This window comes from Streptomyces sp. NPDC047971 (assembly GCF_040653355.1).
In the GTDB taxonomy this organism is placed as follows: Bacteria; Actinomycetota; Actinomycetes; order Streptomycetales; family Streptomycetaceae; genus Streptomyces.
Window position 1 is genome coordinate 15,007 of sequence record NZ_JBEZNW010000055.1, and the last position, 20,945, is coordinate 35,951.

Here is a 20,945-nt window from a genome sequence, read left to right on the forward strand (position 1 = left end):
CCCCCAGCACTGACTTCTGTTTCTGCCGAGGAACCACCGCACCCATGAACAGCGACAGCGACCTTCAGATCGCCGGCGACATCCTCGAGGTCCCGCACCTCCTGCAGCCCGCCCGCGAGCACCCCGCCACCGTGGCCGAGTTCGCCGGCCTCGCCCGCTCCATCGCCGCCGACCGCGCGCAGTGGGCCCCCTACGTCGAGTACGACGCCACCACCCGCTGGTACCACCGACTGCGCACAGGCCCCGGCTACGAGGTCTGGCTGCTCTCCTGGGTGCCCGGCCAGGGCAGCGGACTCCACGACCACGGCCGCTCCTCGGGCGTACTGACCGTCCTCGAAGGGGCGTTGACGGAGCGCACGGACCGGGGCGTACGGACCCTGACGGGCGGCGCGCAGCGCGTGTTCGCACCGGGGTACGTCCACGAGGTCGTCAACGACTCCCTCGAACCGGCGGTCAGCCTGCACGTCTACTACCCCGGCCTCACCGACATGCCCATGCACGAATCGCTCCAGGCGCAGTGCGCCCCGGCGACCCGGGAACCCGTCACCGCCTGACAGCCCCACGCGGCGCCTCCGACGATCGGGCCCCGCCCGACAGCCCCACCCGTCGCCCGACCACCACCCCTCCGACGATCAGGCCGCGCCTGACAGCCCCACCCGTCGCCCGACCACCACCCCTCCGACGATCAGGCTGCGCCTGACAGACTGTTGGCATGCGCATTGTGGTTCTGGCCGGTGGCATCGGTGGTGCCCGCTTCCTTCGCGGCCTCAAGCAGGCCGCGCCCGACGCGGAGATCACGGTCGTCGGCAACACCGGTGACGACATCCATCTCTTCGGACTGAAGGTCTGCCCGGACCTCGACACGGTGATGTACACCCTCGGCGGTGGCATCAACGAGGAGCAGGGCTGGGGACGCGAGGACGAGTCCTTCACCGTGAAGGAGGAGCTCGCGGCCTACGGCGTCGGCCCTGAGTGGTTCGGTCTCGGTGACCGGGACTTCGCCACCCACATCGTCCGCACGCAGATGCTGGGCGCCGGATACCCGCTCAGTGCGGTCACCGAGGCGCTGTGCGCCCGCTGGCAGCCGGGCGTGCGCCTGCTCCCGATGTCCGACGACCGCGTCGAGACCCATGTGGCCATCGAGGTCGACGGCGAGTCCCGGGCGGTGCACTTCCAGGAGTACTGGGTGAAGCTGCGGGCGTCCGTGGACGCGCAGGCCGTCGTGGCGGTCGGCGCGGAGGCCGCGAAGCCGGCCCCCGGCGTCCTGGAGGCCATCGCCGAGGCGGACGTGATCCTCTTCCCGCCGTCCAACCCGGTCGTGTCGGTCGGCACGATCCTCGCCGTACCGGGCATCCGCGAGGCCATCGCCGAGGCGGACGTACCGGTCGTCGGCCTCTCCCCCATCGTCGGTGACGCGCCCGTGCGGGGCATGGCCGACAAGGTCCTCGCGGCGGTCGGCGTCGAGTCCACCGCCTCGGCGGTGGCCGTGCACTACGGCTCGGGGCTGCTCGACGGCTGGCTGGTCGACACCGTCGACCAGGGCAGGGTCGAGGACGTCGAGGCGGCGGGCATCCGCTGCCGGGCGGTGCCGCTGATGATGACGGACCTGGACGCGACGGCCGCGATGGCGCGCGAGGCGCTGACGCTCGCGGAAGAGCTGCGCGGATGACGGGCGGGGCGGAGGCGGGGCACCCGGGTACGAGCACCGGCGGCGTCGCGCCCGGCCTCCCCCGGACCCCGCCCGGGGAGACCCCCGGTCCCGACGCGTCCGCCCGCGCCGGGGCACGGTACGAGGTGTGGGCGCTGCCCGGGCTGCCCGAGGTGAAGGCCGGGGACGACCTCGCCAAGCTGATCGCGTCCGTCTCCCCCGGCCTGCGGGACGGAGACGTGCTGATCGTCACCTCCAAGATCGTGAGCAAGGCCGAGGGGCGGGTGATCGCCGCCGCCGACCGGGAGGAGGCGATCGACGCCGAGACGGTACGGGTGGTGGCGCGCCGCGGCACCCTCCGGATCGTCGAGAACCGGCAGGGCCTCGTCATGGCCGCGGCCGGGGTCGACGCCTCCAACACCCCTGCCGGGACCGTGCTGTTGCTGCCCGTCGACCCGGACGCCTCGGCCCGCGCCGTCCGCGAGGGGCTGCGGGACGCGCTCGGCGTCGACGTCGGCGTCGTCGTCACGGACACCTTCGGACGGCCCTGGCGCAGCGGTCTGACGGACGTGGCGATCGGCGCGGCCGGCGTACGTGTCCTCGACGACCTGCGCGGCGGCACCGACGCCCACGGCAACCCGCTGAGCGCGACCGTCGTCGCCACCGCCGACGAACTCGCCGCCGCGGGCGACCTGGTGAAGGGCAAGGCGGACGGACTGCCGGTCGCCGTCGTCCGGGGTCTGCCGCACGTGGTGGACGGATCCGGCGAAGGCGCCCGGGCCCTGGTGCGCGGCGCCGCCGACGACATGTTCCGACTCGGGACCTCGGAGGCCGTGCGGGAGGCGGTGACCCTGCGGCGTACCGTCCGGGAGTTCACCGACGAGCCGGTCGATCCGGGCGCGGTACGGCGTGCCGTCGCCGCGGCCGTCACCGCTCCGGCTCCGCACCACACCACGCCGTGGCGGTTCGTGCTCCTGGAGTCGCCGGAGTCGCGGCTGCGGCTCCTCGACGCGATGCGGGACGCGTGGATCGCGGACCTGCGGCGGGACGGAAAGTCGGAGGAGTCCGTCGCCAAGCGCGTGCGCCGCGGCGATGTGCTGCGCAACGCCCCGTATCTGGTGGTGCCGTGCCTCGTCATGGACGGCTCGCACCACTACGGCGACCCGCGCAGGGACGCCGCCGAGCGGGAGATGTTCGTGGTCGCCGCGGGCGCGGGCGTACAGAACTTCCTGGTGGCGCTGGCCGGCGAGCGGCTCGGCTCGGCGTGGGTGTCCTCGACGATGTTCTGCCGTGACGTCGTGCGCGAGGTCCTGGCGCTGCCGGAGGACTGGGACCCCATGGGCGCGGTGGCGGTCGGACACGCCGCGGCGGCGCCCAAGGACCGGCCCGCGCGGCAGGCGGGCCGCTTCATCGAGGTGCGCTGAGGGCCCCTCCCGGCGGCCGCTGCGACGGTCAGAGCGCCGCGATGTTCCCGGGGGTCATCCGGGGCGCTCGGCGCGGGGGGACGCGGCCGCTGAGGAGGATCAGGCGGGCCGCGCGGTGACGCTGGCCCGCGTAGGGGGCGAGCAGTTCGAGCATGGCAGCGTCGTCGGCCCCGCGGTCGCCCGCGAGGGCGTAGCCGACGATGCCGGGCAGGTGGAGGTCGCCGACGGTGACCGCGTCCGGGGCCCCGTTGCTGCGCTGGATCGTCTCGGCGGAGGTCCAGGGGCCGATCCCGGGGATCAACTCCAGTCGCTGCTGCGCCTGTTCGGCCTCCATCCCGGCGGCCTCCTCCATCCGGCGGGCGACCCGCGCCGCGCGCAGGATCGTGGCGGCCCGCTTGTCGTCGACGCCGGCGCGGTGCCACTCCCAGGACGGGATCCGGACCCAGGTGGGGGCGTCCGGCATGACGTGCATCCCCTCCGGGGCGGGGCCGGGGGCGGGCTCGCCGTACTTCCGTACGAGCAGACGCCACGCTCGGTACGCCTCGTCGGTCGTGACCTTCTGCTCCAGGATCGAGGGGATCAGCGACTCCATGACCAGGCCCGTGCGGGTCAGGCGGAGGCCGGCGCGGCGGCGGTGGGTCGCGGCGAGGACGCGGTGGCGGGGGACGAAGGCGGCGGGGTCGTCCTCGGAACCGAGGAGCCGGGGCAGGCCGTCGAGCAGCCACTGGGCGCCGGGGCCCCACGCCTCAGCCTCGACGGCGCCGGCCCGGACGGCGACGCGGAGCGTGCCGGGGCCGTCGGGGGTGCGGCTGGCACGCCAGACGGAACCGTCGGAGGTCGTGCGGAAGGTGGGGTCGGCGGGGCCGCGGCGGAGCGGGCCGAGGGTGAGTCCGAGATCGACGGCGTCCGGGGCGGGCGGCTCCGCGGCGGGGCCGGGTACGGGGACGTGGCCGCCGCGCACGGTGGTGCGGGTCGAAGGTGTGCGGGGTGGGAAGCGGCCGGCCATGTGTATGAGCGTATCCCCGGCGCCCTTCGGTGTACGCGCCCCGGAGCGGCCGACGGCCCCGGAGCCGACTGGCCACGGCAGCGCTTCGGCGGCACGGCAGCGGTCGGCGGCATACGGCTTCGGGTGCGAGGGCCACGGCGGCACCGGAGCGAGCGGCCGACGGCTTCGGGCGCGAGGGGCCACGACGGCACCGGAGCGAGGGCCACGACGGCCGCGGCACGAGGGGCGAGGCGCCCGCGAGCAGCGTCCCGTCCCCGCCTCCCTCACGGGGGCGGGGACGGGACGACCGGCCATGACGGGAGCGGACGCTCCCGGGGGCTCCTACTGGTCCGACGAGAAGCGGACCGCGCCCGCCGGGAGGACCGCGTTGCACCAGACGCGGACGCCCTCGCGGAGTTCGTTGTCGGGGCCCACCTGGGCGCCGTCGCCGATGACCGCGCCCGTGAGGACCGAGCGCGCGCCGATCCTGGCGCCCGCGCCGATCAGGGAGTCCGAGATCACCGCGCCCGGTTCGACCACCGCGCCGGCGTGCAGCGTCGAGCCCGTGATCCGGGCGCCCGCGCCGACCACCGCGCCGTCGCCGACCACGGTGCCGCCCGTGAGCTTGGCGTCTCCCGCGACGCGGGCCGTCGGCAGGACCAGGCGGTCCCCGCAGCGACCCGGCACCGCCGGGGACGGGGCCCGGCCGAGGACGAGGTCCGCGGAGCCGCGGACGAACGCCTGCGGGGTGCCCAGGTCGAGCCAGTACGTGGAGTCCACGAGGCCCTGGAGGTGCGCGCCGGAGGCCAGCAGCTCGGGGAAGGTCTCCCGCTCGACCGAGACGGGGCGGCCCGCCGGAATGGTGTCGATGACCGAGCGGCGGAAGACGTAGGCGCCCGCGTTGATCTGGTCGGTGACGATCTCCTCCGGAGTCTGCGGCTTCTCCAGGAAGGCCGTGACCCGGCCGGTCGGGTCCGTGGGGACCAGGCCGAACGCCCTCGGGTCGTCGACCCGGGTGAGGTGCAGGGAGACGTCCGCACCCGAGTCGGCGTGCGCGGCGACCAGGGCCTGGATGTCCAGGCCCGTGAGGATGTCGCCGTTGAAGACGAGCACCGGGTCGTCGGCGCCCGAGTGGAGACGCGAGGCGACGTTCCGGATCGCGCCGCCCGTACCGAGCGGCTCCTCCTCGGTGACGTACTCCAGGCTGAGCCCCAGCGCGGAGCCGTCACCGAAGTGCGGCTCGAAGACCTCGGCCAGGTACGACGTGGCGAGCACCACATGGGTGACACCCGCCGCCCTGGCCCGTGCCAGCTGGTGCGTCAGGAAGGGAACGCCGGCCGCCGGAACCATCGGCTTCGGCGTGTTGACCGTCAGGGGCCGCAGCCGCGTGCCCTTGCCACCGACCAGGAGGATCGCTTCTGTCACCTGTCGTCTCTGCTTCCTGTCCGGGTCCGGTCTCGTCGCACGACCACTCGTCGGCTCGTCCGCTTTTCGGCTTGTCCGCTCGTCCGTGCGATATGACCGGTCAGTTTATGCAGACACTCCGGCCGGTGCCCCCATCACGGCCGTCCCTGGTACTTCGCCGACGTGCTCCTCGCGGTCCCGAGCTTCCCGTAGAGGCGTGCTCCCGGGCAGGCCGTGGCGAAGCCGTCACGGTGTCCCGCGATGCTGTTGAACGTGACCTTCTTGCCCTTCTTGTACTTTCCTCCGGCCGAGACCAGCGTCGTCTTCCCCTTCGGATTCACGCCGTGCAGCCCCAGCTTCCACGCCGTCAGCTTCGCCACGGCGTTGACCGCGGCGGCCGGCGGTGTCGTCGAACTGTAGGTGCCGAGGACGGCGATGCCCATGCTGTTGGTGTTGAAACCGAGCGTGTGGGCGCCATGGACCGGCTTGGCCACGCCACCGGCGCGTCCTTCGTAGATGTTTCCGCACTTGTCGACGGCGAAGTTGTAGCCGAGGTCACGCCAGCCGCTGCTCTGCGTGTGGTAGCGGTAGATACTGCGGAGGACGGAGGGTGCCTGCTTGCAGGTGTAGTTGTTGCCCGTCGCGCTGTGATGGACGAAGGCCGCCTTGACCGCCTTGGTGTAGACGAAGCCCCCCTTGCGCAGCTTCTCGTTCGCCCCCCAGCCCTTCCGCGTGATGATCTTCGGGCGGGGCCCGATGTACGGCTTCGCGGCGGCGACGGGGGCGGCCGCGGCGGGGATCGCGGCCGTACCCACCGGGGCGAGGTGGGCGTTGACGGAGGCGGCGGCCGCCTGCTCCACGGTCGGCGCGCGACGCGCGGTGGGTGCCGCGTACGCCACACGCGTCCGGGGACCGGAGTCGGCGGCCGGCTCGGGGCCGGGGTCGACGAGCTCGATGCGGAGCCCGGTGGGGAGCGGCACGGCCTCGGCCGCGGGCTCCGCGCCACGATCCGGCTGGACGCGGACCTCGACCCCGTCCGAGTCGCCGACCCAGAGCGGCGCGGTGGCGCCGCGCACCGCGCCCGCGGCTTCGGCCGTGCCGGGGTCGGCCCCGTGGTCGTCGTTGTGGATCTCGACGTTCTGCCAGGCGGACCAGTCCGCGCTTCCGGCCGACCGGGTACGGACCTGGACGGTGCCGTTCAGGTGCGCCGTGACGTCGTCCCAGACGACGCCGACGAGGGAGAAGGGCCTGACGTCCCGTCGGGCCAGGCCCTGCGCCGCCCCCGCGGCGGAGCCGATGGCCCGGCGACCGTCGCCGAGCGGCGCGAGCGGCAGGGACTGGGTGGATCCGGCGACGTCCGCCTCCGGGGCGGCCTCGGCCGGTGACGCTTCCCGCTCGGCGGGATCCGCGACGGGTGGTGCCCCCGGTGCGGCGGGTTCGACGACGGTCGGCACCACCGTCGACGTGGTGGGCGTACCCGGCTGCAGCGCCGCCGCAGGGGTCGCGAGGGACAACGGAAGGGCGAGAGCCGCCGCGCAGGTCACGGCGATCGAGGAGACGAGGTTGGCACGCATGAGGCGATCGTCCGCAGCCCCGGAGCGTTCCGCACGGCGGGATTCCACCCGGAAACTGACGGACCATCGGGCCGACCGGTGGACGGTGTCACCGGTACGGCGGCGCCCCGCGAAGCACCCCGCGTACCCTTGCCCGCGTGAACGCCAGCGACCGCACCCCCGCCGACCTGCTGCGATCCGCGCTCGCCGCGGACCCCGCGCGCCCCTTGGTCACCTTCTACGACGACGCCACCGGTGAGCGCGTCGAATTGTCCGTCGCCACCTTCGCCAATTGGGTGGCCAAGACCGCCAATCTGCTCCAGGGCGAGCTCTCCGCCTCTCCCGGCGATCGGCTCGCTCTGCTGCTCCCCGCGCACTGGCAGACCGCGGTCTGGCTGCTGGCCTGCTCCTCCGTGGGCGCGACCGCGGACGTCGGCGGGGACCCGGCCGACGCCGACTACGTGGTCGCGGGCCCCGACACCCTCGACGCCGGGCTCGCCTGCTCGGGCGACCGGATCGCGCTCTCGCTCGCCCCGCTGGGCCGCCGCTTCCCGGCCGCGCCCGCCGGTTACGCGGACTACGCCGTGGAGGTGCCGAGCCAGGGTGACCGGTTCGCGCCTTTCGTCCCGGTAGACGCCGATGCGCCCGCTCTGGTGGTCGACGGTGCGGAACTGACGGGTGCCCAGCTCGTGGAGCGGGCCCGTACGGACGCCGAGGCCCTCGGCCTCACCCCCGGGGCACGGCTGCTCTCCGGCCGTGCGTACGACGGCTGGGACGGACTCTCCGCCGGGCTGTACGCGCCGCTGGCGGCCGGGGCCTCCGTCGTCCTGTGCCGGAACCTGGACCGACTGTCGCCCGAGTCGTTCGAGAAGCGGGTCGAGAGCGAGCGGGTGACGGCGACCGCGGTCTGACCGGCCGCGACGGATCCACCCGTATGGCGCACCGACTCGCCGAGTCCCCGGGTCCGCGCCTCAACTCCGGTACATGATCGGCGGGTACGCACCCTCTCCGGCACAACCAAGCGTCGGGTTCGGCCGTCTATCTCAGCGACCGGCGGCCCGGCGCGCCGCCGACGCCATAAGGATGGACTCAGACGTGACGGACAGTGCCGGCACGCCCGCCGACCCGGACCCCCCGGCCGGGGACGAGACCCCCCGCACCGACGGAGAGGCCGGTGCGCAGGGTGGGGCGGGTGCCGCGGAGGGCGGGGCGTTTGCCGCGCGGGGCGACGCCCCGAAGCGCAAGCGGCACTGGCTGCGCTGGACCGCTCTCGGGTGTTCGGTCGTCGTCCTCGCCGCCGCGGGTGCCGGCTGGTGGTTCTACCGCAAGCTCGACAACAACATCACCACCGACACCACGGCCGCCGCCGAACTGCGCGCGTACGAGAAGGAGCGCCCGAGCCCGGCCGCCTCGTCCGCGCGGAACATCCTGCTGATCGGCTCCGACACCCGGACCGGCGCGGGCAACTCCCAGTACGGGCGGGACAAGGGGACCCAGCGCTCCGACACGACGATCCTGCTGCACCTGGCGGCGGGGAAGGAGAGCGCGACGGCGGTCTCCATCCCGCGCGACCTGATGGTGGAGATGCCCACGTGCCGCACATCGGACGGAACGCGCACACGGGAACAATTCGCCCAGTTCAACTCGGCCTTCGAGATCGGCGGCACGGCCTGCACGATCCGCACGGTCGAGCGGCTGACCGGGATCAGGATCGACCACCACATGGTGATCGACTTCCGCGGCTTCAAGAAGATGGTCGACGCCGTGGACGGGGTGGAGGTCTGCCTCAAGGAACCGATCGACGATCCCGACGCCAAGCTGAAGCTGCCGGCCGGGCGCCAGACGCTCCACGGCGAGCAGGCGCTGGGCTTCGTCCGGGCCCGCAAGTCGCTCGGCAACGGCAGCGACACGGAACGCATGGACCGCCAGCAGCAGTTCCTGGGGGCCCTGGTCAACAAGGTGCAGAGCAACGGCGTCCTGCTGAACCCGACCCGGCTGTACCCGGTCCTGGACGCGGCGACGAAGTCCATCACGACCGACCCGGGGCTCGACTCGCTCCGCGATCTGTACGACCTGGCGCGCTCGATGCGGGCCATCCCCACGGAGAAGGTGCAGTTCCTCACGGTGCCGCGGCGGCCCTACACCCAGAACGCGAACCGGGACGAACTCGTACAACCCGAGGCGAGTCAACTCTTCAAGAGGCTCCGGGAGGACAGCCCCGTGACAGTGACGCCCTCCACGTCGGAGAGCGCGAGCGACGGCCCGGGAGGCGACAGGCGGCCGGACGCCGCGGGCTCGCCGAGCCCGGTGCCGACGCCGACGTTCTCGGGGCGCAGCGCGGCGGAAGGGGCGTGTCCTTAGAGGAGGTCTGAGGGAGGGTGAGTAAAGGGGAGTCCAAGGGGAGACCTGGGGTGGATGAGGTTTGAGCAAATTGCCCAGTTGTAAGGGGCGTGGAATTTGTCACGGACGTCGCTCCGCGCTGAACTGGGCGGATAGTGTGACGCGATCCGGTGCTCCCGACCGCATGGTCACGCACCCCTATGGATCGAACGACCGAGCGCCCGACGGGGTAGGCGCCTCGCGTGGCACCGACGGAGGATTCAAGTAACCGTGGACGCGCACAGCCGTGGACAGGCGGACGAGATCGACCCCGCCGACCAGTGGGTACTCAACCCGCAGACGGGCAACTACGAACTGCGACTGGACCACTCCGCTGGGCAGTCGGCAGCACAGTCCCGCCCCCGCGGCGCCACGACTCCGGGCCCGAGAACCGGAGAGGGCTCCCGGTCCGCCGAGCGCTCTCGGACCGGCGAGGGCTCCCGGACGGGCGAGCGTTCGCGGACCGCGACCGAGGCGCCCGTTCCGGGCCAGCGCCGCCGCCGCGCCCCCGAGGGCCCGGCGGGCGGGCCGCCGTCGGCCGGCCGCCGCAAGCGCAAGCCGCAGAAGTCCAAGAAGAAGAAGGTCCTTCTCTGGACCGGCGGGACGATGGCCGTCGTGCTCGTGGCCGGCGCGGCGGGCGCGTACGCGCTCTACAACAAGTTCAACGGCAACCTCAACACCATCGACGTCGGTGACGCCGCCTCCGGCGGCGAGTCGATGGAGGGGCCGCTGAACATCCTGATCATCGGCAACGACGTACGCACCGGCGAGGGCAACACGAGCTACGGGAACAAGGACAACGTCACCGGCCACGCCGACACGACGTTCCTCTTCCACGTCTCGGAGGACCGCACCAACGCGACGGCGATCAGCATCCCCCGGGACCTCAAGACCGAGATCCCGGACTGCCCGACGAAGCAGGCCGACGGCTCGACCAAGACGATCCCGGGCTCGGGCACGAAGACGAAGTTCAACGAGTCCTTCGGTGTGAACGGCCGGGACCCCGGCTGCACGATGCGCACGGTCAAGGAACTCACCGGCGGCATCGAGATCAACCACTTCATGATGGTCGACTTCAACGCCGTCAAGACGCTGTCGGCCGCGGTCGGCGGCGTGAAGGTCTGCCTGACCAAGCCGATCCACGACAAGGACTACTCCAAGCTCAACCTCCCGGCGGGAGAGCACACGGTCCAGGGTGAGCAGGCGCTCGCGTTCCTCCGCAACCGCCACGGTCTCGGCAACGAGAGCGACCTGGACCGGATCAAGATGCAGCAGCAGTTCCTGGCGTCCATGATCCGGCAGCTCAAGGAAGAGACGCTCGACAGCCCGACGAAGCTGTACTCCGTCGCGGACGCCGCCACCAAGGCGCTCACCGTGGACAAGGGCATAGGCACCGCCGTGAAGCTGACCACCCTTGCCAAGGAGCTCGGCAAGGTCGATCTGAAGAACATCAGTTTCATGACCGTTCCCGTGATCGACAACCCGGACGAGCCGCCGAACAAGAGGGCGACCGTCGTCCTCCACCCGGAGAAGGCTCCCCAGGTCTTCAGCATGGTGCAGAACGACGTCTCCTTCACCGAGGTGAAGAAGAAGGAGAAGGACGCCAAGAACGCCCAGGCGCAGGCCGAGGCGAAGCTGCTCCAGGGACCGCGTGCCCAGGCCGCCGACGTACGTGTCGACGTCTACAACGGCAGCGGCATCCAGTTCGCGGCGCAGAAGACGATCGACTGGCTGCAGAACGATCAGGGTGTGCCGCGTTCCACGAACAAGAGCAACGCCCCCGAGAAGGCGGCGAAGACCACGCTCACGTACGCACCGAACCAGGCCGACCAGGCCCGCAAGCTCGCGGACCTGATGGGCCTGCCCGCCTCGGCGCTCAAGCCGGGCACCACGGACGCGGGGGAGCGTGAGCCCATGACGCTCGTCCTCGGTTCCGACTTCAAGGGCGCGGGGACGCCCATCACCGCTCCGGCGAAGGCGCCGGACGTGGGTCAGGTCGAAGCAGACAAGAAGGTGTGCGCCCAGTGACCCGGAAACACCGGATCACGGCGCACGCCTGATCAACGAGGGGGACCAGGGGTGGGACAGAGCAGCGTGCGCAGGGAGGGGACCCGCGTTCCGCACGCCCGCGAGTTGGGCTGGGACGAGAGTCTCTACGGTGACGGGGGCGAAGGTGCCGGGGAGGGCGCCGGCGCCCCCGGCGGCGGTACGGGCGACGGCGGCGGCTCCGGTGGGGGCGGCGGCGAAGGTCGCACGAGTCACCGGCGCAAGGGTCCGCGCAGGCGGGCCAAGAAGAGCGGGAAACGCAAGATACTCCGCTGGGTCGCCGCGACCCTGTCGCTCCTGATACTCGGGACGGCCGGTGCCGGGTACTGGTACTACCAGCACCTGAACGGCAACATCCGCAGCGGCGGCCGCGCGGGCGGGGAGAGCGGCGTCAAGAAGGCCGCGCCGAACGCGCTCGGCGACACCCCGCTGAACATCCTGCTGATCGGCTCCGACAGCCGGGAAGACGCCAAGAACGTGGCGCTCGGCGGAGGCAAGAACGACCGCGACCGGAAGCCGCTCGCGGATGTGCAGATGCTGCTGCACATCTCGGCGGACCGCAAGAACGCCAACATCATCTCCATCCCGCGGGACACGGTCGTCCCGATCCCGAAGTGCACGGGCGAGGACGGTACGCCCTACGCCGCCACGGCCAACCGGCCCATCAACGAGTCGCTGCAGCGCGGCGGCCCCGGCTGCACGCTGACCACCTGGGAGAGGCTCACCGGGGTCTACATCGACCACTGGATGATGGTCGACTTCGCGGGCGTGGTCTCGATGGCGGACGAGGTGGGCGGTGTCCCCGTCTGTGTGACGACGGGTGTGTGGGACAAGTCCACGCGGCTCCAGAAGGGCGGCTCGGGGCTGCAACTGCCCGAGGGCACCACCGAGATCAAGGGCGAGCAGGCGCTCCAGTGGCTGCGGACCCGGCACGCCTTCGGCAGCGACCAGAACCGCGCCAAGGCCCAGCACATGTACATGAACGGCATGATGAAGAAGCTCCAGGGCCAGAACGCCTGGACCGACACTGGGCGGCTGATGGGGCTGGCCGAGACCGCGACGAAGGCCCTGCAGGTCTCCGACGGCCTCGACACGGTGGCGAAGCTCTTCGATCTGTCCATGCAGCTCAAGAACGTGAAGCTCGACCGTCTGACGACGACCACGGTCCCGACGGCGCCCTATCCGCCGAATCCCGAAGCGTGGCTACAGCTTGTGCCGAGCTCCGCCGACAAGATGTGGTCGATGCTCCGCGACGACGTGGCCTTCGACAAGAACGGCGACCCGGCCGGCGCCAAGCCGTCCGCCTCCGCCTCCGCTAAGCCGAAGGGCCCTGACGCGGCCGCGCCCGGCACGCTCGCCGTCACGGTCGTCAACGGCACGGGTGTCGACGGTCAGATGTCCGTGGACGGCCGGGCGAAGGGCATGGCGGAGACCCTGAAGGGCAAGGGCTTCACCCAGGCGACCGCCTCACGGAGCGCCGAGCCCCGCAAGGACACGGTGGTCACGTACCCGAAGGCGGCAGGCGACCAGGGGAAGGCCGACGCCCTCTCCGTGGCCAAGGCCCTCGGTCTGCCGGACTCGGCGGTCCGGGCCGACGCCAAGGCGGAGAACATCACGCTCGTCATCGGCGGCGACTGGCGCGAGGGCGCCACGTACAAGAAGCCGAAGAACGAGGAGGGCGATCTGCCGGAGAACGCGAACTCCAAGACGGCCTGCATGGAGGTCTACTCCGTCTACAAGTGGGACGGCAAGAGCAAGAGCTGACGTCCCGACAGCGCGCACGGTGAACGGCCGGACCCCGCCGGGTCCGGCCGTTCACTGCTGTGCGGTGGGGATCAACCGCAGTGGTCGGCGCCGTAGTTGGTGCCCGTCGCCGTGTTGCCGTTGTACTTGATCTCGCCGGAGACGTTGATGCACTTGTTGCTCGCGTAGATCTCCACCGGGCCGGCGTAGTACTTGAAGGGGTAGTAGCCCTCGTAGTCCTCGTCCTCCACGTGGCAGGTGGAGGAGGGCGACGTCTCGGAGCAGCGGGTGATCTCCACCTGCATGTACTTGTCCTTGCCGTACCCACCCGCGGTGGTCGCGACGTTGACCGCACAGTTCTTGCCGGTCGAGGCGTCGTAGTAGACGTAGATGTTGCCGTACGTCGTGGAGCCGTACTTGACGGGGTACGTGGCGATCTGGCCTCCCGCGCAGCCGTACCCGCCGGCCGAGGCCGCGGGCGCGCCGATGACCAGGAATGCCGCCGCCATACCCAGGGAACCGAGTATCGCCGTCGCCTTGCGAAGCATGACCGTCTTCTCTCTTCTCGGGGGCACCCAGGGCGAGGCACCGGCGGTGGCCCCCGGGCCGCCGTCGGTCTCCTTCACCACGCCATGGACGAGGACCACTCGTGATCCCGGCGGTCACAATAACCACACACGTCAACCTCAGCCACAGAGATTCGTCACGTCCGATTCACCCAACTCGCCCTGAACCAAGGGGATCTGACCGAGCGTCAGAGTGACGCGCATCACTCTCTTGATCATTTACTTCGATCGATCGACGGCTATAGCTTCAGCTGGCTTTGTCTGTCCTTCACTTGGAGCTCACATCATGAACCTCGGCAAGAAGGTCGCGTCGACCCTCGGCGCCCTCGGCGCGATAGCCGGCCTCTCCCTCGTCAACGCCCCGTCCGCCGCCGCCAGCACCCCCTCCGGCTGCTCCAGCGTCTCCCAGATCGGCACGACCCGGGTCCTCCAGGTCGGCGGGATGGACGCCGCGTCCGTCAAGCAGTACTACGGCTGCGGCTACAACTACGCGTACATCTACGTGTGGCAGCAGTTCCGGAACACGCACTCGAACTGGGACCTCTACGTCCACATCGTCAACCACTCGGACTCCGGCACCGACTACGGCGACGCGGAGCTCAACAACACCACCCGCTCCGAGCTGTGGGGCCCGGCCGCCAACACCGCGGCCTTCTGCACGCACGCCACGGGCTACCTGAACTCGACCGGCGGTTCGACCTCCAAGGTCTGCTGACGACGGCACGGCATGCGTCACACCCGCGGAGCCCCGACGCGATCCGTCGCGGCTTCCGGGTGAGCGGCGCCCGGCCGAGCGGGTCGCCACACCGGCGACCGCATGAGGCCACCCGCCGACGGGCGCCGTCGGCGAGGACGAACGAGCTCCAGACAAACAGAGACTGACGGATCATCATCCAAGGATTCCCGCACCGAACCCAAGGCTCCTACCAGCACTACGCCGACCCCGTGAAGGTGTACGGCAAGGGCAAGTGCATCTTCACCGAGGGCACCCTCTGGGGCGCGAACGGCCACGAGTTGTCCCAGGGCCGTGCACCGGCGGCGGGCTACTTCCCCTGCGGCTGACCCGATCGAACGACGGGACCGACCGATGCCGTCGCACCGGTCGGTCCCGTCGTCGTACGGGTCGCAGCCCGAGCCCGGGTCAGACCTCCGCGGTCTTCACCGCCGGGCGGCGGCTCGCGATGACCTTTCGCGCCAGCGCGCGCGGGCTGGTCAGGAAGCCGTAGCCCCAGGACATGTGCATCGTGGCGAGGGCCACCGGGATCTGCAGACGCGCCTTGAGCGGCAGGCCCTTGCCCGCCGGGACCGAGCCCGCGGTGATCGCGGCGAGGTAGCCGGCCGGGATCACGAAGCCGAGGGGGGTGAGCGCCACGCCCACGACCAGGCCGGCCGCGATCGCGCAGACGGCGGTCGGCGGGGCGAGGTAGCGGAGGTTGATGGAGCCCTGGTGGTAGCGGGCCACGACGTGGCGCCACCGGCCGTAGTCCTTGTACTGCTTCGCCAGCGCGCGGACGCTCGGGCGGGGCCGGTACTGGACGCGCAGCTCGGGCGAGAACCAGATCAGGCCGCCCGCCTCACGGATGCGGAAGTTCAGCTCCCAGTCCTGGGCGCGGATGAACTCCACGTTGTAGCCGTCCTGCCGCTCCAGGGCCTCACGGCGGAAGACGCCCAGGTACACGGTCTCGGCCGGGCCCGCCTCGCCGCCGGTGTGGAACGCCGCGTTGCCGACACCGATCTTCGAGGTCATCGCGGCGGCGACCGCGTGCTCCCAGTCGTTCTCGCCCTCGGCGTGCATGATGCCGCCGACGTTCTGCGCGCCGGTCTCCTCCAGGAGGCGGACCGCGGTCGCGATGTAGTTGGGCGACAGCATCCCGTGGCCGTCGACGCGTACCACGATCGGGTGGCGGGATGCCTTGATCGCCGCGTTGAGGGCGGCGGGCGTCCGGCCCGTGGGATTCGGCACGGTGTGGACCCGGGGGTCCTCCCGTACGAGCTCGGCGGCGATCTCGTCCGTACGGTCCGCGGACGGGCCGAGCGCGATCACCACCTCCATCTCGCCGTCGTAATCCTGCTCGAGGATGTGACGGACCGAGTTGCGCAGATGCCGCTCCTCGTTGAGGACCGGCATGATCACGGAGACGGGGGGCAGGGCGGCGGGCGTGGCGTTCATATTGCCCGCCACGTTACCGCGAACGGGGGACACGAAGCGCGTCACGGGGGCGGGAGCCCGAGGTCGCTGATCGTATGGGCCTACCGTGCTCACGGTCCCCTCGTCCCACCCGCGGAGGTGTCCCCCGGTGCCCACACCGCCCCGCCCGCCCCGTCCCCGGCCGGCCGCCGCCCGCTCCGTACCGGCGCGCCGTGTCAGACGGGTCCGACGGGTCAGACGGGTCCGGCGGCCTCGTTGGGGGATGCGGATCGCGACGACGCTCTCCGTCCTCGTGCTCGGTGCGGGTGGCATCGGTCACGCGATGGTGACCGGGCTGGACACCGGGATCACCCGGGTCGACCCCTTCAGGGACATGAAGAACCGGCCCCAGGCGGGACACGGCATGAACGTCCTGGTCGTGGGCACCGACGGCCGGGACGGGATCACGGAGCGGGAGCGCAAGGAGTACCGCCTCGGCGGCAAGCCCTGCCGCTGCACCGACACCGTGATGCTCGTCCACATCTCCGAGAACCGGGAACGGGCGAGCGTGGTGAGCCTGCCCCGTGACTCGTACGCCGAGATGCCCGAGCACATCGACGAGACCACCGGCCGACGCCACCAGGCCCACCCGGTGAAGCTGAACGCCGCGTACGCCGAGGGCGGGCCCGGGCTGACGGTGCGGACCGTCGAGAGGATGACGGGCGTCAAGATCGACCACTATCTGGAGGTCGACTTCACCAGCTTCATGAAGACGGTGGACGCGGTCGGCGGGGTGAAGATCTGTACGGCTCGGCCGCTGAAGGACTCGTACACCGGGCTGGACCTGCCGGCGGGACCGCACGAGATGACCGGCGGTCAGGCGCTGCAGTACGTCCGCGCCCGTCATGTCGACGGGGCGGCCGACATCAGCCGGATGCAGCGCCAGCAGCGGTTCCTGGCGGCCCTGGTCGACCGGCTGACCAGTGGCGGGGTGCTGCTCAATCCGGTGCGGTTCCGCGAGGTCGCCACGACGATGCTGAACTCCGTGCGGGCGGACGCCGGATTCGGTACGGATCAGATCCTGGCCCTGGCGAAGGCCATGCGGGGCTTCACCCCTGCGTCCTCGGAGTTCGTCTCGGTGCCGATCGGGGATGTGAGCTTCCCGGTGAAGGGCATCGGCTCGACGGTGAAGTGGGACGCGCCCAAGGCCCAGAAGGTGTTCCAGGCGCTCCGCGACGACCGGCCCCTCGCCGCGCACGGGGCGGCGGCGAAGGCCGGGCCGAAGGCGACCGTGGTGGATGTGGCGCCCAAGACCATCCGGGTGCAGGTCTACAACGCGACGCGGACGGCCGGGCTGGGCAAGAAGGCCGACGACGCGCTGCGGGCGACCGGCTTCAACACGACGCGTGCGCCGCGGACCGGGGGCGGCGCTCCCCGTCCGCGGACGGTGGTGGAGTACGACCCGCGCTGGGACCGCTCGGCGAAGTCCCTGGCGGCGGCGCTGCCGGGAGCCTCGCTGAAACCGGTGAAGGGGCGGGGCGCGACGCTGCGGGTCTTCGTGGGCGGGGACTACAAGGGGGTCACGCCGGTGCGTCCGGAGGAGCCGGCGAAGGGGCCTTTCGTGGCCGTGAAGGGCAACGAGGTGGTGTGTCCGTAGCGCCGTCGTGAGGCGTGCGCCGTCGTGAGGCGTGCGCCGTCGTGAGGCGTGCGCCGTCGTGAGGCGTGCGCCGTCGTGAGGCGTGGCCCGGAGCGGACGCGCCCGCCGGGGTCGCCGCACCGGCGCACCTCCGGGCGTCAGCCTCCGGGCGTCAGTCCTCGTAGCCCTCCGCCGCGCGGCGCTCCCGCAGCTCCTTGATCGCGCGGCGGCGGGCCAGTCGGTGGGTACGACGGATCTGGGCCTCCTGGTAGCGGCGCTTGTCCCGCTCCGTCTCGGGGACGACCGGAGGGACGGGGCGCGGCTTGCCGTCGCCGTCGACCGCCGCGAAGACCAGATAGGCCGAGCCGACCTGCTGGGCGGGGGTGGACTCGTTCCAGCGCTCGGCCATGACGCGGACGCCGACCTCCATCGAGGAGCGGCCGGTCCAGTTCACCTGGGCCTTCACATGGAGGAGGTCCCCGACCCTCACCGGCTCCAGGAAGGCCATCTCGTCCATGGAGGCGGTCACGGCCGGACCGCCCGAGTGCCGCCCCGCGACGGCGCCCGCCGCGTCGTCCACCAGCTTCATGATCACGCCGCCGTGCACCGTACCCAGGAGGTTCGTGTCGTGGCTGGTCATGATGTGGCTGAGCGTGGTGCGGGACGCGGAGGTGGGCTTGCCCGGAATGTCGCCCTGCGGGCGGTCCGTGCGCTGGGCCTGGTCTGTCATGCCCTCCACCTTATGCCGGGTCCCGGGCTCGTCCTCATTGCATCAGCTTGGCAACAGCGCCGCCCCGATTCCCCACCCGCCCTGTCGGCGCTCCGGAGGCGGCCTGCACACTGTCCGCATGAATGACTGGCCCGAAGACGGCGGATACGGCCGCGGCAGCTCGAGCTCTCAGCCCGAGGGAGCCCGCCGGATGCGCCATGTGCAGCGCCCGCAGGTGCCCCAGCAGCCGCCGCAGTACGACCCCGGTTACGGCCAGGGGCAGCCGCGGCAGGGCTCCGGGTACGACAGCGGCTACAACACCGGGCAGGTCTACGGACAGCGGAACCACGGCGGCGGGCAGCAGCCCCCCATCGTCCCGCGGCAGCCGGGGCAGGGGTATCCGGGCACGCCGGGCCGTCCGGCGCCGGACTGGCGCCGCCGGATCAAGGTCGGCTCGATCGTCCTGGTCGTCGCCGTGCTGGCCTGGGGCATCGGCACCTACGCCTGGGCCAGCTCCCAGATGCGCAACGAGGTCGATCTGTCCAAGGTCATCGAGCGGCCCGCCGAGGGCGACTGCACGACGTACCTGATCGTCGGCTCCGACAGCCGTGAGGGCATGTCGGCCGAGGAGAAGAAGAAGCTGCACACCGGTTCCGCGCAGGGCAAGCGGACCGACTCGATGATGATCCTCGCCGCCTGTTCCAGCGGGAACACGATGGTCTCGCTGCCTCGTGACTCCTGGGTGACGATCCCCTCGTTCGTGGGCTCGGAGTCCGGGAAGAAGTTCGGGGCGCGCGGCGGCTCCAAGCTGAACGCGGCGTACGCCATGGACGGGCCGGAGCTCCTGGTCCGCACGGTCGAGTTCAACACCGGGCTCCGCATCGACCACTACGCGGAGATCGGCTTCGCCGGCTTCGCGAACATCGTGGACGCGCTCGGCGGTGTCGACATGAACATCGAGAAGGGCTTCAAGGACGAGAAGTCCGGCGCCGACTTCAAGGCGGGCGAGCAGACCCTCAACGGCGAGCAGGCCCTCGCGTTCGTCCGCACCCGGTACGCGTTCGCCGAGTCGGACCTCGCGCGCACGAAGAACCAGCAGAAGTTCCTCTCCGCCCTGGCCAACCAGGCGGCGACCCCGGGCACGATCCTCAACCCGTTCCGGCTGTACCCGACGCTGGGCGCCGGTCTGGACACGCTGATCGTCGACAAGGACATGTCGCTGTACGACCTCGGCAAGATGTTCTTCGCGATGAAGGGCATCAGCGGCGGCAACGGCAAGTCGATGAACATCCCGATCTCGGGCAGCGCCCCGCAGGGCTCGCTCAAGTGGGACATGCCGAAGGTGAAGCAGCTGGTGTCGCAGATCCAGAACGACGAGCCGGTCACGGTGACGTCGAGCCGCTGACCTCGCGGCACGGTCGGAAGAAGGGCCCGCCGGGCGCTCGCGGTCGAGCGCCCGGCGGGCCCTTTCCCAACCGCTCGCCTCGATCCGGACTCAGCTGCTCGGCTCGATCCGGTCTCAGTGGCTCGGCTCGATCCGGCTCCGCAGCTCCGGCCGGAGCGAGGCGTCCGCGGCGAGGCGGGCCAGTACCTCGCGGGTGTACGGCACGTCGTCCATGTACGTCAGCATCGACACCGCGTCCTCCGCGGCGGCGTCCCGCTCCACGTACCGCGCGGCGAGGTCCATCGCCCACGGAGTGAGGCAGGCGTTCCACTCGTACTCCAGCCGCCCGGTCCGTTCGAGGGCGGCGCCCGCGTACAGCGCCCGGATCCGGGTGAGCTGCCGCTCGGCGAAGTCCGCGGCATTGACGTCCAGTCCGAGCCACGCGCACTCGCTCCGCAGCTCGGCGATCCGCTCGCGCGTGACCAGCCTGGGATGCGGCATCAGGCCGCGCCGCACGAGCTCGACGTCGAACCACTCCGGGCGATCGGAGTAGTCGACCTCCTCGCCCTCGTCGTCGTAGGTCCAGTCGGCCGGCGGCTCCTGCCGGTCCAGGCGCTCCGCGGGCAGCAGTGCCTCCAGCACCCGGCGGAGGAGGTCGACGGTCTCCCGCGACTCCGTCTCCGGCCAGGCGACGCCGCCGTGCGCGGCGGCCGGCAGGTCCCGCACCACCTGCGGCAGCAGCGGCTCCTCGCCCTCGACGGGCTCACGGGCGCGGGCGTCGTAGTCGGGGTGGCGCAGCCGGATCAGCCACTCGCGTGCCCAGGCCCGGTCGTACGGGAGCACCGACGCGTCCCGCACCAGCCGCTGGAGGGCCGCCTCGCCGTCCGGGCGGCCGAGTCGGTGCAGGAAGCTCACCGCCTCGTGCGCCAGGAAGCCGGCCCGGACGCAGCGCTCGGCCAGCTCCACCGCCTCGGCCCGCTCGGCGGCGGACCGCAGCCCACCGTCCTCCGCCCGCCTCCCCAGACGCCACCACGCCTCGTACGTCGCCGAGGACAGCCGCTGCCTGCGCCCGCGGTGCTCGAACCGCGGCCGGAGCTCCGGCGACAGCGGCAGCTCGGGTTCCTCCAGGAACCGTTCGTACAGGTCGTGCAGTTCGTCGGTCCACCCGTACCAGTGCGGTGGCAGGGCGGCCAGCGCCTCCGCCACCGCGTCCAGGTCCGCGCGTTCGCTCATCAGGGCAGGTTACGGGCCATGACGATGCGCTGGACCTGGTTGGTGCCCTCGTAGATCTGGGTGATCTTGGCGTCGCGCATCATGCGCTCGACGGGGTAGTCGCGGGT

18 protein-coding genes are annotated in these 20,945 nt (G+C 71.6%); 10 read left to right on the plus strand and 8 right to left on the minus strand.

From position 1 onward, the window contains the following. Window positions 1-44: 44 nt before the first annotated feature. The 3 genes from AB0D99_RS32675 (at window position 45) to AB0D99_RS32685 (ending at window position 3,072) form a co-directional block, all read left to right on the plus strand. Window positions 45-554: a cysteine dioxygenase family protein gene (locus tag AB0D99_RS32675; RefSeq protein WP_362370700.1), complete on the plus strand. Its 510-nt coding sequence runs from the start codon at window positions 45-47 to the stop codon at window positions 552-554. A 158-nt stretch (window positions 555-712) separates the two neighbouring features. Next, window positions 713-1,669, plus strand: a complete 957-nt coding sequence (cofD, locus tag AB0D99_RS32680; protein WP_362370703.1) for a 2-phospho-L-lactate transferase — start codon at window positions 713-715, stop codon at window positions 1,667-1,669. Then, the gene (locus AB0D99_RS32685) at window positions 1,666-3,072 is read left to right on the plus strand and encodes a coenzyme F420-0:L-glutamate ligase (protein ID WP_362370706.1); all 1,407 of its coding nucleotides are present in this window, start codon (window positions 1,666-1,668) and stop codon (window positions 3,070-3,072) included. The genes cofD and AB0D99_RS32685 overlap by 4 nt, the downstream gene beginning before the upstream one ends. 28 nt (window positions 3,073-3,100) lie before the next feature. Here the strand turns inward: AB0D99_RS32685 and AB0D99_RS32690 are convergent, their stop codons facing one another. The 3 genes from AB0D99_RS32690 to AB0D99_RS32700 all read right to left on the minus strand — a co-directional run bounded on the left by AB0D99_RS32690 (window position 3,101) and on the right by AB0D99_RS32700 (window position 7,035). After that, window positions 3,101-4,078, minus strand: a complete 978-nt coding sequence (locus tag AB0D99_RS32690) for a DNA-3-methyladenine glycosylase 2 family protein (protein ID WP_362370709.1) — start codon at window positions 4,076-4,078, stop codon at window positions 3,101-3,103. Between the two features lie 321 nt (window positions 4,079-4,399). Further along, complete coding sequence (locus AB0D99_RS32695) at window positions 4,400-5,482, minus strand: NDP-sugar synthase (RefSeq protein ID WP_362370712.1); 1,083 nt, start codon at window positions 5,480-5,482, stop codon at window positions 4,400-4,402. A gap of 134 nt (window positions 5,483-5,616) precedes the next feature. Then, the gene (locus AB0D99_RS32700) at window positions 5,617-7,035 is read right to left on the minus strand and encodes a peptidoglycan recognition protein (protein ID WP_362370715.1); all 1,419 of its coding nucleotides are present in this window, start codon (window positions 7,033-7,035) and stop codon (window positions 5,617-5,619) included. Window positions 7,036-7,172: 137 nt separating this feature from the next. On the opposite strand from AB0D99_RS32700, the gene AB0D99_RS32705 reads away from it, so the two are divergent. The 4 genes from AB0D99_RS32705 to AB0D99_RS32720 all read left to right on the plus strand — a co-directional run bounded on the left by AB0D99_RS32705 (window position 7,173) and on the right by AB0D99_RS32720 (window position 13,203). Next, window positions 7,173-7,925, plus strand: coding sequence for a TIGR03089 family protein (locus AB0D99_RS32705; protein ID WP_362370718.1), 753 nt, complete (start codon window positions 7,173-7,175; stop codon window positions 7,923-7,925). Between the two features lie 184 nt (window positions 7,926-8,109). Continuing rightward, the gene (locus AB0D99_RS32710) at window positions 8,110-9,375 is read left to right on the plus strand and encodes an LCP family protein (RefSeq protein WP_362370721.1); all 1,266 of its coding nucleotides are present in this window, start codon (window positions 8,110-8,112) and stop codon (window positions 9,373-9,375) included. Between the two features lie 249 nt (window positions 9,376-9,624). Next, window positions 9,625-11,421, plus strand: a complete 1,797-nt coding sequence (locus tag AB0D99_RS32715; RefSeq protein WP_362370724.1) for an LCP family protein — start codon at window positions 9,625-9,627, stop codon at window positions 11,419-11,421. A 51-nt stretch (window positions 11,422-11,472) separates the two neighbouring features. After that, a complete protein-coding gene (locus AB0D99_RS32720; protein WP_362370727.1) occupies window positions 11,473-13,203 on the plus strand; it encodes an LCP family protein in 1,731 nt (576 codons plus the stop codon). Window positions 13,204-13,274: 71 nt separating this feature from the next. Here the strand turns inward: AB0D99_RS32720 and AB0D99_RS32725 are convergent, their stop codons facing one another. Continuing rightward, window positions 13,275-13,730 carry a hypothetical protein gene (locus AB0D99_RS32725; RefSeq protein ID WP_362370730.1) on the minus strand — a complete coding sequence of 152 codons (456 nt, stop codon included), beginning with the start codon at window positions 13,728-13,730 and terminating at the stop codon, window positions 13,275-13,277. Window positions 13,731-14,034: 304 nt separating this feature from the next. Here AB0D99_RS32725 and AB0D99_RS32730 point away from each other — a divergent pair, with 304 nt between their 5' ends. Then, a complete protein-coding gene (locus AB0D99_RS32730) occupies window positions 14,035-14,463 on the plus strand; it encodes a hypothetical protein (protein ID WP_362370733.1) in 429 nt (142 codons plus the stop codon). A gap of 426 nt (window positions 14,464-14,889) precedes the next feature. Here the strand turns inward: AB0D99_RS32730 and AB0D99_RS32735 are convergent, their stop codons facing one another. After that, a complete protein-coding gene (locus AB0D99_RS32735; RefSeq protein ID WP_362370736.1) occupies window positions 14,890-15,918 on the minus strand; it encodes a glycosyltransferase family 2 protein in 1,029 nt (342 codons plus the stop codon). Between the two features lie 241 nt (window positions 15,919-16,159). Here AB0D99_RS32735 and AB0D99_RS32740 point away from each other — a divergent pair, with 241 nt between their 5' ends. Next, a complete protein-coding gene (locus AB0D99_RS32740; RefSeq protein ID WP_362370739.1) occupies window positions 16,160-17,533 on the plus strand; it encodes an LCP family protein in 1,374 nt (457 codons plus the stop codon). 151 nt (window positions 17,534-17,684) lie between these two features. Here AB0D99_RS32740 and AB0D99_RS32745 read toward each other — a convergent pair whose 3' ends face one another. Beyond that, on the minus strand, window positions 17,685-18,242 hold the full coding sequence (locus AB0D99_RS32745) for an acyl-CoA thioesterase (RefSeq protein ID WP_362370742.1): 558 nt from the start codon (window positions 18,240-18,242) through the stop codon (window positions 17,685-17,687). Between the two features lie 118 nt (window positions 18,243-18,360). On the opposite strand from AB0D99_RS32745, the gene AB0D99_RS32750 reads away from it, so the two are divergent. After that, on the plus strand, window positions 18,361-19,626 hold the full coding sequence (locus tag AB0D99_RS32750; protein WP_362370745.1) for an LCP family protein: 1,266 nt from the start codon (window positions 18,361-18,363) through the stop codon (window positions 19,624-19,626). 114 nt (window positions 19,627-19,740) lie between these two features. Here AB0D99_RS32750 and AB0D99_RS32755 read toward each other — a convergent pair whose 3' ends face one another. Then, window positions 19,741-20,838, minus strand: coding sequence for a hypothetical protein (locus AB0D99_RS32755; RefSeq protein WP_362370748.1), 1,098 nt, complete (start codon window positions 20,836-20,838; stop codon window positions 19,741-19,743). After that, on the minus strand, window positions 20,838-20,945 hold a 108-nt coding region (locus AB0D99_RS32760), incomplete at its 5' end, for an acyl-CoA dehydrogenase family protein (RefSeq protein WP_362370754.1). The genes AB0D99_RS32760 and AB0D99_RS32755, both read right to left, overlap by 1 nt.